The organism is Streptomyces sp. O3, from assembly GCF_054788135.1.
In genome coordinates this window covers 61,943-74,499 of the sequence record NZ_JBTVYK010000026.1, presented here as the reverse complement: position 1 = coordinate 74,499, position 12,557 = coordinate 61,943, and the positions used below count along the sequence as shown (strand labels likewise).

Sequence of the window (12,557 nt, the reverse complement as noted above, 5' to 3'; positions counted from 1 at the left end):
GAGGGACCGTAGCCCGTTCACCGGGTCCTCGCGGCGAGGCGCTGCCCGCCCGCATCGCCGCCCGTCCACACCTCCGCTCACCTGCTGGGACTCAGATGATGAGACAGCCCCTTCCATTCAGTCATGACGGACCCATAAAATGACATCTATCAGTCATCCCAAGGAGTCGACATGACTTCACCGACGGTCGAGTACGCGGAGCTCCAGTACGGATGGGAGAAGGCGTACCAGGACCAGGGCGCCGGACCGCTGTGGCAGGATGACCCGATTCCGGTTATTCCGCAGGCAGTTGAGGCACTCAAGGAGCGCAAGGTGCGCACCGTGGTCGACCTCGGCTGCGGGGACGGGCGGAACCTCGCGGCGCTCGCGGAGGCCGGGTTCGCCGCGCTGGGCGTGGACATCGCGCCGACCGGGCTCGCGCACGCGCGCCAGCTGATCCGGCAGCGGTCCTTCCTGCTGCGCGCCGACGCCACCACGCTGCCGCTGGTCGACGCCTCCGTCGACGCGGTGACCTGCTTCGACGTCTTCGGCCAGATCCAGGACCCGACCGACCTGATCGCCGAGGCCCGGCGCATCGTCGCGCCGGGAGGGCTGTTCGTGACGAACGCGTTCACGCTGACCGATCAGACCTACGGCGAGGGCGAGGAGATCGCCCCGCACACGTTCGCCTATAAGGACACCCTCTTCCGCTACTACGAAGAAGCGGAGATCCGGGCGCTGTTCGCCGACTGGCAGGTGCACGAGATCCGCCGGGTCTCCTGGGACGACCCGCCGCACGGCGACTTCCGTCCGTATCCGCACACCCACGACAACTGGGTCGTGTTCGCGACGCCTGGGGAGTGAACCCCGTCCCGGTCTCGGAGCCGGGCTGCGGGTAGCGGGTAGCGGGCGGCAGCGGGGAAGGCCCAGCAGCAGCGACGTCGATCGCGGACAGTTTGGCGTCGGTGGGGAGTTCGCGCAGTGTGCGCACCGGGTACGGGCTGGCGATCAGGTCGGGCTCGGCGGCGTACGGGCGTACTGGGTGACCAGGGCGCGGGGCATGAAGTCGCCCCGCGCCCTGGTCACCCACGGGCCGCGAGACAGCGCAGCGAGGTGACGTCCACGCAGGTGTTGCACAGCAGCCTCGGCGCGCCGGAGCCGAAGGCCGGGGCACAGCCGACGGGGTGCGGGGCGACGATGGCCACCCGCCTGCTCATCACGTACCCGTGCCGGAGAAGCCGGGCACGGTCACCACCCCGTCCGCGCCGCCCGCGCCGTCCGTACCCTCGGCGTTCAGGGCGCGCTCCAGTACGAGGCCGCCGATGGCGATGTCCAGCGAGCCGAGGCCGAACGGCGCGTACACGGCGGTCCTGCCGCGGTCCGCCCGTACCCGACCGCTGAGCAGGTCGCCCACGGCGATGATGTCCGCGCGGTCCACCGCCCCCGACTCGACCGCGAGGGCCAGCGAGGTCTTCTCGCGCAGCGCGTGCGAGACGTCGTCGACGACGTGCGCCGCGCCCGCCATGGCGGAGGGCCGCAGGTCGCGCAGCGACATGTGCAGCACATCGGCCCCCGGCTCGAACCAGTCGCCGTCGCCGACGTACGGCTCGGTCGCCGTGGTGGCGAACAGCACCAGTTCGGCCCCGGCCAACGCCTCGCGCAGGGTACCGGCCACCGTGACCGTACGCGCGATGCCGCCGGTCAGGTCGTCCGCGAAGGCGCGGGCCCGTCGCCCGTCGAGGTCGTGGACCGCGAGCGACTCACACCGCCAGCCCTGTCCGGCCATCACGCGCAACGTGGTCGCGGAGATATAGCCGGTGCCGACGACGGCCATCCGGCCCACCGCCCGGTCGCCGTCGCGCAGTACCCGTGCGCCGACGGCGGCCGAGAGCGCGGTTCGGAAGCCGCTGATCCTGGCTCCTTCGATGACGGCCTTGGGGAAGCCGGTCCGCAGGTCGTTGAGCGCGATCAGCGCGGAGGCACGGGGCAGACCGAGGCCGAGGTTTCCGGGGAAGCTGGAAATCCACTTCACGCCCATGGCGGGGTGGTCCCCGAAGACGCGGGCGGGCAGGGCGATGACGCGCTCGCGCCGGTCGGGGTCGGGGCGCAGGAACAGGCTGTCCGGGTTGACGAGTTCGCCGCGCGCCGCCTGTCGGTAGACGTCCTCGACGATCTGTTCGCTCTCCTTACCGAGGTCATCCAGCACCCTCTTGACCACAGCGGCGGGTATGACGACGAGGTCCTGCGTGTACTCGGTCGTACTCAACTCATGCCTCCAGGTTCGGGTTCGGTTCGGGTTCGGGTTCGGTTCGGGTTCGGGGCTGACGCGGATTCGGTCGCGGATTCGGTCCGTTTAGCGCAGCAGCGAGAACTTCTTGGTCAGCGGATCGAGTTCGGTGCGCTGGCCGAAGACGGCGACGCCGTAGTAGTCCAGCTCCGGTTCCGGGATCTGCCGCATGCGCTCCAGCTGGTCGGCGTAACTCCCGCCGGTCATCGCCGAGGTGAAGTCGGTGTGCAGCAGCCCGGCGGCGCCCGCCTCCGCGCGCAGTCGGCGCAGCCAGCCCGCGCGCCCTTCGAGTACGACCAGGGAGAGCCCGGAGACCGGCGCGTGCGGCAGGCCGTCGGCGTCCGGGAAGGAGAGGAACGACATCCGGGACAGCAGCTCAGGCCGCTCGGCCGCGGCCTTCGCCACCAGCCCCAGACAGAGGTGGGACGCGGCGTTGGTCGCGACCCCGTGGTCGAGCTTCGCCTTCAGCGCCACCACGAATTTGTAGTCGGTGTCGACGGCTCCGGAATCCACGACGCTGCAGGCGGTTTCCGGCACAGGGGTACTCACGGAGGATCTCCCAGAGGGCTTCTCGGAACGGGAACGGAAAGGGGGAGGGGGGAGGAAGCGGAGGAAGGGGAGGAGACGGAAGCGCGGGAACTCAGGCCGAATACACGGCGAACCGCTGCACACTCTGCGGATTCATCCGGTAGCCGGGTCTGCCCTGGATGACCGCCTCCTGCACGATGTCCCAGTCGGTCGCCTCCTGGAACGTCCGCTGACAGGCGCCCCGGAACCTGCGGACCGCCTGCGCCAACGCCGCGCCCGTACGGCCGGTGCGCTCAGCCAGCTCGGACGCGGACAGAAACGGCGGCTCCGTGCCTTCGGCCTGACCGCGGTTCAGCTCATCGCCCAGCACGGTCAGGATGTCCACCAGCGGCGGCGGGGTGCTCTCGTGCACGGTGATCCCCTCGATGGCGAGCAGCCGCCCGTACAGCGAGACCTGGAGCTGGCTCGGCTCGGCCGACTGCCGCTCGGCGAGGCCGACCGACAGCAGCTCGGGGGCGAGGCAGCTGGTGCGCAGGCCGATGTACCGGCCGAGCAGACTCCACTCCTCGGCGCCCCGCGGCGCCTGTACGTGGTCGACGACCGCGCTGAGCGCGTCCGGGACGACCGCCCGCAGCCGCTCCAGGTACCGGGTGATCCACGCCACCGCCAGGCTCCTGCCGTGCAGATGGGCGTGCAGGACGGCGGCGTCCAGGAGTACGAGACCGGCGTGTTCGGCGAGCCCGGCGTAGCTGAGCCGTTCGTGCAGCGCCGTCGCCGTCTCGATCAGGACGTGCGGTTTCACCCGTACCCGATAGGTGCGCAGCATCTGGTGCCAGCGTTCGTGCGCGGTGAGATGAACGTCCCACGCCTCGGCGCCCTTCGCGCAGGCCTCGGCGAGGTGCCGGAAGATCCTCGGGTACGGCGACTGCGGGAAGGCCGCCCGCCCGGCGGAGAACACGTCGAGCGCGGCCTCGAAGTCCTTGCGCGTGCGGTACCGGGCGGCGGATACGAGGAACTCGCTGGCCCGCACGAAGCGCAGCAGCAGCGCGTGGTCCCGCTCGGTGAATCCGCTCGGGCGCAGCGACGAGGACTCCACGAAGGTGCTGTAGCCGCCGCTGATCACGTCGCCGACGTGGAAGACGTGCGGGCCGCCGGGGCTCGCCGCCGGGTGCTCGGCCAGCACCCCCTGTACGTAGCGGCGCTGCTCGTCGAGGATGTCGGCCGCCTCTTCCTGCTGGTCGGCCAGCAGCGCCGCGGCCACCAGGTCGGTGAAGATCCAGGCCGCGTCCGCGTAGTAGAGGTACCTGCGGTAGCGCTCCAGGGACCGCTCGAAGAGGGGGCGTGCGGTGTGCGGGTCGTTCCGCGCGGCGGCCTCGAGCGCCTGCCACCACAGGACGAACGACACCTGCGAGAAGCATCCGGCGTCCGGCTCCAGGCCCAGTTCCCCGGCCAGCCGGTCGAAGGCGGCGGGGAAGACGGAGTCGCCGTACGCGGGCCAGCCCTGGCTGAGGTGGTCCGCGGTCTCCACCAGGCCGTCCAGGGAGCGGTCGTCCGTGCTGCGGTCGAGAAGCGCGATCATCTCCTTCGCCCGCGGCAGGATGCGCCCGGTGTAGAGCAGCGATGAGCGCGTGTACTGGTCGGCGACGTCGGTCAGTTCGGCGGCCGCCGAGCCGCCGCCGTCGAGCCGGGCGCACAGCGCGGCGAGCACGAGGAGGGTGGCGACGTCGTGCTCGTCCGTCTGCCGCAGGTCGCCGCCCGCGAGATCGGCCAGCGCGGCGACGTCGAACGCGCTGCCGCCCAGGGCGTGCTCCTCAAGCGCCTTGTAGGTGTCGGCGACGCTTCTCATCTCTGCTCACTTCCTGTCGCCCTGCGCGCCTACAGGGCGGCCGATCTTGCGTGTGTCATCTCGATGCGCTTGAATGACATTACAGGGTCATCTTGCATATGGTCCATGACTTCGAGAGCGCGTTTCGGCATCTGGACACCGCACAGGGGAGGAGCCCCTCCATGGAGGGAGCCACGGAACGGGAAACGGAGCACAGCCCACCGACGACGTCGGAGACGACACAGACACACCAACGCCAGCACCAGCACCACCAGCAGCACCACCAGCAGCGGTCCGCCCTCCTCCGCGACGCGCTGGGCATCGGACTGGCCGTCGGCGCGTACGGCCTCTCCTACGGGGCACTCGCGATCGCGTCCGGCCTGACCGTGCTTCAGACCCAGGTGCTGTCCCTGCTGCTGTACGGCGGCTCGTCGCAACTGGCGCTGGTAGGAGCGATATCGGCGGGAGCGAGCGCGCCGACCGCCACGGTCACCGCCACGGTCCTGGGGATACGCAACCTGTTCTACGGGGTCAGCCTGCGCTCCGTACTCGCGCCGCGCGGCCGGGACCTGCTGCCGATGGCCCATCTGATGAGTGACGAGAGCGCGGCCATGGCGCTCGGCAGAGCCGACCGGGCGACCGGCCGGTTCGCCTACTGGGCCACCGGCGCCACGGTCTTCCTCTGCTGGAACCTGGCGACGCTCAGCGGAGCGCTCGCCGGGTCCCTGATGACCGACCCGAAGATGTTCGGTCTCGACGCCGCGTCATCGGCCGCCTTCCTCGCCCTGGTCGCGCCGAGGCTGCGGGACCGCGCCCACCGGACGGTGTTCGTGCTGGCCGCCGTGGTCGCCGTGGCCGTCTCGCCGCTGGTCGGCGCGGGGCTGCCGGTGGTACTCGCGGGGCTGACCGCGCTCAGCGTGCTGCTGGTCCCGAGCGACGGCCGATCCGGGCAGCGGACACCGGGTACGGACACGGGCGCGGGCACGGGCACGGGCGCGGGTACGGGCACGGGCGCGGGTACGGGAGGTACCCCATGAGCTGGCTCTGGCTCGCGGCGCTGATCACGGCGTGCTTCGCGCTGAAGCTGCTCGGGCTGCTCGTGCCCGAGCGCGCCCTGGCCCACCCGACCGTCGCCCGCACCGCCCAGGCCGCCCCGGTCGCGCTGCTCGCGGGCCTGATCGCGGTGCAGACCTTCACCGTAGGGCAGGAGATCACCCTGGACTTCCGCGTCGTGGGCCTCGCGGTGGCCGCGGTGGCCGTCTGGCGGCGCGCGCCGTTCCTGGTCGTGGTGGTGTCCGCGGCGGCGGTCACCGCGGCACTGCGCTGGCTCACGGGCTGACCGTACGGACGCCCCGGCGCCGCGTACCGGGGCCTGACTCGCCCTCTGATGTGTACCTGTCGGTAGAGTGCGCCTCTCGAACGCACTGACACGCGCTTCACAAGGGGGGGGCCTTGCGCGCGCATCTCGCCGAAACCACCCACCAATTGGCCAGACTCCTCTGGCAGCAGCACACCGTGTACCGCGACCGTACGGGTGGCATGGTCATCAGGGGCGACCACGTCGAGCGCTGGATCAGCCTCGCCGCCACCGGGACCCGAGGCGAGGTACGCATCCGGGCGGGCCGCCTCCTGGACGGCGGGACCACCGCCCCGGCACGCGCCGAGACAGTGCTCCCGCTGACCAGCGACACGGGCGAACTGGCCGCCGCCTGCCGCCGACTCCTGGCGGAGACGACGTCCGAGACGGCCACACCGCCCAACGGCACGCGTCGGGCGGCGAAGCGACCCCGGCCGGAACGCCGCCGCCGGTCCCGGCGCGTCGCCCTCTGGCTGACCGTTTCCGTGGTCACCGCCACCACCACGCTCATCGCCCTGACCGCGTACAGCGCCAACGCGGGCTAGCCAGGGCCTGTCCGACCGCCTGACACCGCGCTCACCCCTACCGTGGAGCCATGACCATCGAAGTTCGCCCGGCCTCGGTCTTCCAGGACGTCCGCACCCTGGTCGGCCCGAAGTCACCTGACGCGAACGTCTGCTGGTGCCTCAGCTACCGGATCGGATCCAAGCTCAACAACGAGCTCCGCGGCCCGGCCCGCGGCGACTACGTCGCCGAACTGTGCCGCGCGGACCCGCCTCCGGGCGTGCTCGCCTACGACGGCGACGAGCCGGTCGGCTGGGCCGCCGTCGCCCCACGGTCGGCCACCTCCTTCGCCCGCAGCCGCAAGATCCCACACGTCGACGACCTGCCGGTCTGGTCCCTGTGGTGCATCCGCGTACGCCCCGGCCACCGGAAGCGGGGGATCTCGCACGCCCTCATCACGGGCGCGGTCGAGTTCGCCCGCACCCACGGCGCACCGGCCGTCGAGGCGTACCCCCTCGACAACGGCGACGCCAGGGTCGACCCGACGATGGCGTATCCAGGAATCCGGAAGAACTTCGAGCGCGCCGGATTCACCCACACCGCCGACACCACCTCAGTCCTGTCCGGCCACCCCCGCATCCTGATGCGCCTCGACCTGCGCTAGCCGAGACGCGCGCGGACGGGATGCACGCTACCGCGCGCCCCGTCGGATCCGTGCCGGTGTCGCATTGGAGGTCGGCGCCGCCACGGAGTCGCCGTCGACAGGATCGCCATACCGCCGGGCACACTCAGCGCGGCTATGACGCTCCTGCTCGCGGTAGGCCGTGTGGGACTCGAACCCACAACCAATGGATTAAAAGTCCTGGAGGGGACCGTCCGGCTGAGTCCGGGCGGCCCTTCTCCGTCCGGAGTTGCCTGGTCAGAGGGTGTGCGTGGTGCCGCGTGATCCATGTGGTGACGAGGTGTGGGGCCCCGTCCGCTCACGCATCGCTAACGCGCACGGATGTCGGCAGCCCAGCAAGGAAGCTGAAGCCGCACGCGGGTTCAGAGGGTGCGGACGGCCGTAAGGGAGTGGTCCGCGAAACCATGGCGCGCGTAGAACCGACGGGCGGACGTGTTGGCGACGTAGGCGGTCACCTCAGCGCGTTCGGCCCCCTGCTCCCTAGCCCAGGCCAGAAACTGCTCGACCAGCCGGGAGCCGGTGCCAGCGTTGCGAATGTCCGGGTGCACCCACATCGCCGTGAGGGTGGCTGTGGTGACAGTGGTCATGGCACTGGGCGGGGCGAGCGTGCCAGTCAGGTAGCCCGCGACACGCCCTTGATGGCGCGCCGCCAGCATGAGTCGGCTGGAATCGTTCAGTCCCGTGCTGAATCTGTTCGGTCCGTGTTCGCGGGGCCAGGACGTGTTGATGGCTTGATCACGAGTGCCTGCGTCCTCCTCGAAGAGGGCAGACGAACACTCCACAAGGCCAGGAATGTCCTTTTCTGTTGCGATTCCAACCTCTACATCACCGCACTGTTCGATACCCATGCCCCTACCGTACCGGCCCCCAAGGCGCAATCACCGAACGGATTCAGTAATTCCGAATGGCTCGAATGCACCCGCACCTAAGAGTTCCCCAATCAGCAAGTGATCTACGTCACAAGAAATTCCCCCCCCCTGCGGCAGCGATCTCCGTGTTAGCTTTTTCTCGTCAGCCGCCAGAAAGTTCCCACAGGGACCGAAGGCGCAGGTTTACTGTTTAAGGAGATCTAAAATGGTCAAGTCCTACAGCGAGCGTGACACCCTTTCCACCCGCGTTGCCGCCAACAACAACGTGGCGCCGGCGCCGGCGATCCGCTGGGCTGCCTGAGTAACCCAGTGGCGCTGATTCATCAGCGTTAGCTAATGGGGCCGTTCCCTATACAGGGGACGGCCCCATTACATTGCCTCTCATTTCTGCTTAGCGAAGGGTTCCGTGTTGACTGCTGTGATCTCTGCCCAGTTGGACGTACTGCAGGTGGCGGCAGGTGAGTCGCTGATCATCACCCCGATGGGTGAGAAGTTCCTCCTCGCTACTCCTGCCCAGACGCTACGCGACTGGCTGCAGCTGCTGGACGGAAGCCGTTCACTGACCGACGCCCTCGATGGCACTCCCGACGGGTACGACGAGATAGCGGCACTTCTGCGGGAAAAGGGATGCCTCAGCGAGGTCCGGAGCGATGTCACGGACCGCTGGGCCTATCGCATGCCGGACCCTGGCGTTCCCTCTGTCCCTCTGGAATCTGTGCGGTTGGCCGTCACTGGCTCTGATCGACTGAACGACGTCGCCTCTCCGCTACTCCAGCAGCATTTCAAGGCGGAATTCGTGCCACAAGAGGAGCTTCAAGACTGGGCGTCGGAAACAGTAGATGAAGGGCGGCAGCCCGCCCTTCTCGCCCTGTTCGATACGCCCGCGCACCAGCAACTACTTGCCCTGAACACGATATGTGAGGCGCAGGAAATTCCCTGGCTCTCCTTCCGCTTCGAACTCGGTAAGGGGATGCTCGGTCCTGGGATCTGGCCAGGCCGCGGGGTCGACATGCGCGACGTCCTAGAGCGCCGCAGGTCGGCCGCGCTCCAAGAGGAGGTGTTCGATGCCCTCGCCCGAGATCCGAACTCCGCTGTGCCGCGCGTTGCCCCCGGGGAGCTGCACTGGATGCTGGCGCAGGTCGCCACGCGGCTGCAGCGGTGGCTCATGGGGCTCATGCGCGCGGATCTGTACGAGTCCGAGCTGGAGATGAACCCGCTCTACCTCACCACCCAGCACCACGAGATCCTGCGCATGCCGCACCGGCCGTACTCCGATCACGGTTACCACCCACCGGCCAAATCCGTCGTCGGCCGGGAGACGGGCATTGTGACCCGCATCAAGCCATGGGAGACCAGGCACGGCATCCCGGCCCAGCTGCACACCTGCTCGGTTGACGTGGCGAGGCTACGCCGCGTCATGCAGCTCGCCGCGGACCCAGCCGCGTTCGGAACCTCCTGGGAGTCACACGAAGCCGCGCGCGACGCCGCCGTGGGCGAAGCCATCGAGCGCTACTGCGGCAACTACGTCGACCAGGACCAGCTGGTCCACGGGTCCTTCAGGACGCTGACCGCACAGGGGCTCCGCCCCGTGGCCCCCGAGACGCTCGTGCTGTACTCCGAGGATCAGTACGCAACGCCCGGCTTCCCCTTCCCTCGCTTCACCAGGGACTCCGAGTGCGCCTGGGTCAAGGGCTGGTCCCACACCCAGAACACAGATGTCCACGTACCCGCCTTCCTCGTCTATGTCGCCTGGCACGAGCACCCCGAACGCACCGCACACGACGAGCCGCTCTACGCCTACCCCAACCTGGCAGGCATCGCTGCGGGGCCGACCATGGACTACGCCCTGCTGTCCGGGCTGGAAGAGATCATCGAACGCGACGCGTCGATGATCTGGTGGCACAACGCCACCCCGCTGCCAGCCCTGCCCGCACACCCCGAACTGCAGGCGCTCCTCCACGACCGTGCAGACGACCTCTCCCCGGTCTTTGTGCACCTCGACAACGAGTTCAACGTACCCACCGTGGCCTGTCTGCTGAACTCCAAGGTCAACGACACCATGGTGATCGGCTTCGCGACGCGCCACACCGCCCTCGACGCGGCCAAGAAGGCGCTGGCTGAGGCCATCACGCTCCAAGGCAACGCCGCCTTCATGCTTGATGAGCAGGAGCTGGCCTCCGAAATCGCGGCTGGCGCGCTGGCCGGGCACAACCTCAAGCCCTACCGCGCTGACAGGCTCTACCTCGACAGCTACCGCAGCGACTTCCGCGATGTTGTCGACCTGCAGTGCCAAGGGCAGATCAACCTCGACCCGCGTGCCCTAGAGCGCACCGCCGCATGGACGTCCCAACTTCCGACGGGTGACTGGGCCGCCCTGCCTACCGTCACCGAGCGGAGCTTCGGGAACTACCTTGCGCGCGTGTCGGCCAAGGGGCTGGACGTCATCAGCGTCGATGTGACCACCGCCGATGTGGCCCCTTCAGGGTTCCATGTCACCCGCGTCGTCGTTCCCGGTCTGGTTCCGAACTTCCCCGCGGCGTTCCCGCAACTCGGCCGCCGCCGCGTCCAGGACTCCGCCGTTGCCCTCGGATGGCGCGCCACACCCCTTACCGAGGACGAGCTGAACTACTTCCCCCTCCCCCACGTGTAGCCCGGAGGACCCCTTGAGCACACTCATCGCAGTGGTCTACGACTCACGCGGCGGCAACACCCGCCGCTTGGCACAAGCCGTCGCGCATGGCGTCCAAGAGCAGGGATCTCAGGCGCACCTCCTCGAAGTGCCAGCCCTGGACGAAGAGCACTGGCGGCTGCTGGGAGCAGCCGACGCAGTCGTCTTCGGCTCGCCCACTCACATCGCCGGGCCCTCGGCGGACTTCGTGGCCTTCGCCGAGGAAACCGGGCGACGGCAGATGGCCGCACAGTGGGCAGATACCTTCGCCACTGGGTTCACCACCGGATCGGCCATGGCCGGCGGCAAACTCCACACCCTGAACTACATGCTCTCTCTCGCCATGCAGCACGCGATGATCTGGGCAGGCCAGCCCACGCCCGCCGGATGGAACACGTCCAGCGGCAGCTCCGACGACCCTAATCGGCTCGGCTACCGCCTCGGTGTCGCAGCGCAGATCAACTTCGATCAAGGCCCTGGCTCGATGCATCAGAGCGACCTCGACACCGCTGCCCGGCACGGCCACCGGCTCGCCGCCCTAGCCACTCGCAGGCGGAAGGCCGATCAGCTGTGAGTATCACCGCGTGGCGAGAACGCCTCGGATTCCCAGACACCACGGGCCGTCGCAGACTCGTGGTCATCGCTGCCATCGACAGCCTCGGAACCGGGCTTTTCCTCCCCCTGACCCTGCTCTACTTCGTCACCGTCGCCGACATCAGCGTCGCCAAAGTCGGCCTGGCTCTTTCCCTCGGCGCCGGGATCGCCCTCTTGGGCGGACCCCATACCGGCACCCTTATCGACCGCATAGGCCCCGGCCGCATGGCCGCGATCGCCTGCCTGCTGCGCGCCGGAGCTTTCCTCACGTACCTGGTCGCCGACCAGTTCTGGCAGATCGTCGTTCTGTCCGCGCTCGTATCGTGGAGTGACAGCGCGTTCTGGCCATCCAACTCCGCCATGGTCATCGCCCTGTGCGGGAAAGAGCAACGCGCCCGCTGGTACGCCCTGGGTCGCACCGTGCGCTCCATCGGCATGGGCGTAGGAGCCGCTCTCTCAGCGGCCGTCGTTGCCCTGGGAAGCAGCGGGGCCAACCTTGTCGTCATCGCCAACGCCGCGTCCTTCACCATCGTCGCCGTCCTTCTGCTGACGTGGCGTGAAGCTCGCACCACTACCACCGCCAGCCCCGGTGCGCCGGGCCACGCCCCGCAGCAGAAGGCCGGACTGCGCGCTGTCCTCACCGATACCCCCTTCCTGCTGCTTGTGGGCGCCAACGCGCTGCTCGCTGTGTGCACCCTGGCCCTGGTCGTGCTGGCGCCGCTCTACGCCAAAGAAATCGCTCCCGACGCCACCTGGCTCACCGGCACACTCTTCGCGGTGAACACGGCACTTCTCATGTTTGCCCAAGGGCCCGCTGTCCGGCGTATTGAATCCGGGACGCCTTCCCGTGTGATGCAGTCCGCCGTGGCCTTCTACGCCGTCGGGTTCGCTGTCTTTCTCCTCACTCCGGCCAGCCAGCTACCCGCTATCGCCATCCTGTTCGCCGCCGTCATCACCTACACCATCGGCGAGCTGGTCCACCCACCGACAATCGTGATCATGGTGACCGACATAGCTCGTCCTGAGCTTCTCGGCCGCTACCTGAGCGTCAACCAACTCTCTTGGAGCGTCGGCAACGTCATCGCCCCGGCAGTGCTGGCCGCGTTGTTCGCCTCCCACTCACGCCTGCCCTGGGCCGCGCTCCTCGTCATGTGCGCCGCAGCCTCAGCTCTCCTGCTGCTGGCCAGCCGACGGACCTTGCCGGAGAAGTCCTCCCAGCAGGAACCAGCGACAACCAACGCGAGCACCTGACGTGGCCGACTCC

Annotated in this window: 13 protein-coding genes; 8 read left to right on the top strand and 5 right to left on the bottom strand. The window is 68.8% G+C overall.

Annotated elements, in window-relative coordinates; translation table 11 throughout:
- The first annotated feature begins 171 nt into the window (after positions 1 to 171).
- On the top strand, positions 172 to 843 hold the full coding sequence (locus ACX6XY_RS15355; RefSeq protein WP_460330515.1) for a class I SAM-dependent methyltransferase: 672 nt from the start codon (positions 172 to 174) through the stop codon (positions 841 to 843).
- 218 nt (positions 844 to 1,061) lie between these two features.
- Here the strand turns inward: ACX6XY_RS15355 and ACX6XY_RS15350 are convergent, their stop codons facing one another.
- The 4 genes from ACX6XY_RS15350 to ACX6XY_RS15335 form a co-directional block, all read right to left on the bottom strand.
- Positions 1,062 to 1,196: a hypothetical protein gene (locus ACX6XY_RS15350; protein WP_460330512.1), complete on the bottom strand. Its 135-nt coding sequence runs from the start codon at positions 1,194 to 1,196 to the stop codon at positions 1,062 to 1,064.
- Positions 1,196 to 2,245 (bottom strand): 2,3-diaminopropionate biosynthesis protein SbnB, encoded by a 1,050-nt coding sequence (locus ACX6XY_RS15345; RefSeq protein ID WP_460330510.1) that lies wholly within the window; start codon positions 2,243 to 2,245, stop codon positions 1,196 to 1,198. The genes ACX6XY_RS15350 and ACX6XY_RS15345 overlap by 1 nt, the downstream gene beginning before the upstream one ends.
- 87 nt (positions 2,246 to 2,332) lie before the next feature.
- Positions 2,333 to 2,815 (bottom strand): DUF2000 domain-containing protein, encoded by a 483-nt coding sequence (locus ACX6XY_RS15340; RefSeq protein ID WP_460330507.1) that lies wholly within the window; start codon positions 2,813 to 2,815, stop codon positions 2,333 to 2,335.
- Between the two features lie 91 nt (positions 2,816 to 2,906).
- On the bottom strand, positions 2,907 to 4,640 hold the full coding sequence (locus tag ACX6XY_RS15335; protein WP_460330505.1) for a hypothetical protein: 1,734 nt from the start codon (positions 4,638 to 4,640) through the stop codon (positions 2,907 to 2,909).
- A gap of 161 nt (positions 4,641 to 4,801) precedes the next feature.
- On the opposite strand from ACX6XY_RS15335, the gene ACX6XY_RS15330 reads away from it, so the two are divergent.
- From ACX6XY_RS15330 to ACX6XY_RS15315, 4 genes are all read left to right on the top strand, one after another.
- The gene (locus tag ACX6XY_RS15330) at positions 4,802 to 5,656 is read left to right on the top strand and encodes an AzlC family ABC transporter permease (RefSeq protein WP_460330502.1); all 855 of its coding nucleotides are present in this window, start codon (positions 4,802 to 4,804) and stop codon (positions 5,654 to 5,656) included.
- Positions 5,653 to 5,958, top strand: a complete 306-nt coding sequence (locus tag ACX6XY_RS15325) for an AzlD domain-containing protein (protein ID WP_460330500.1) — start codon at positions 5,653 to 5,655, stop codon at positions 5,956 to 5,958. The genes ACX6XY_RS15330 and ACX6XY_RS15325 overlap by 4 nt, the downstream gene beginning before the upstream one ends.
- 113 nt (positions 5,959 to 6,071) lie before the next feature.
- On the top strand, positions 6,072 to 6,521 hold the full coding sequence (locus tag ACX6XY_RS15320; RefSeq protein ID WP_460330497.1) for a hypothetical protein: 450 nt from the start codon (positions 6,072 to 6,074) through the stop codon (positions 6,519 to 6,521).
- Positions 6,522 to 6,571: 50 nt separating this feature from the next.
- On the top strand, positions 6,572 to 7,144 hold the full coding sequence (locus ACX6XY_RS15315) for a GNAT family N-acetyltransferase (protein WP_460330495.1): 573 nt from the start codon (positions 6,572 to 6,574) through the stop codon (positions 7,142 to 7,144).
- 380 nt (positions 7,145 to 7,524) lie between these two features.
- On the opposite strand, the gene ACX6XY_RS15310 is transcribed toward ACX6XY_RS15315, so the two are convergent.
- Positions 7,525 to 8,010 carry a GNAT family N-acetyltransferase gene (locus ACX6XY_RS15310; RefSeq protein ID WP_460330493.1) on the bottom strand — a complete coding sequence of 162 codons (486 nt, stop codon included), beginning with the start codon at positions 8,008 to 8,010 and terminating at the stop codon, positions 7,525 to 7,527.
- A 439-nt stretch (positions 8,011 to 8,449) separates the two neighbouring features.
- Between ACX6XY_RS15310 and ACX6XY_RS15305 the strand changes: the two genes are divergently transcribed.
- Genes ACX6XY_RS15305 through ACX6XY_RS15295 form a run of 3 tightly spaced genes read left to right on the top strand, consistent with a single transcriptional unit; the run spans position 8,450 to position 12,544 of the window.
- On the top strand, positions 8,450 to 10,681 hold the full coding sequence (locus ACX6XY_RS15305) for a YcaO-like family protein (RefSeq protein WP_460330551.1): 2,232 nt from the start codon (positions 8,450 to 8,452) through the stop codon (positions 10,679 to 10,681).
- 13 nt (positions 10,682 to 10,694) lie between these two features.
- The gene (locus ACX6XY_RS15300) at positions 10,695 to 11,273 is read left to right on the top strand and encodes a flavodoxin family protein (RefSeq protein ID WP_460330490.1); all 579 of its coding nucleotides are present in this window, start codon (positions 10,695 to 10,697) and stop codon (positions 11,271 to 11,273) included.
- On the top strand, positions 11,270 to 12,544 hold the full coding sequence (locus ACX6XY_RS15295) for an MFS transporter (protein ID WP_460330487.1): 1,275 nt from the start codon (positions 11,270 to 11,272) through the stop codon (positions 12,542 to 12,544). Before ACX6XY_RS15300 ends, ACX6XY_RS15295 begins: the two co-directional genes overlap by 4 nt.
- Positions 12,545 to 12,557: the final 13 nt, after the last annotated feature.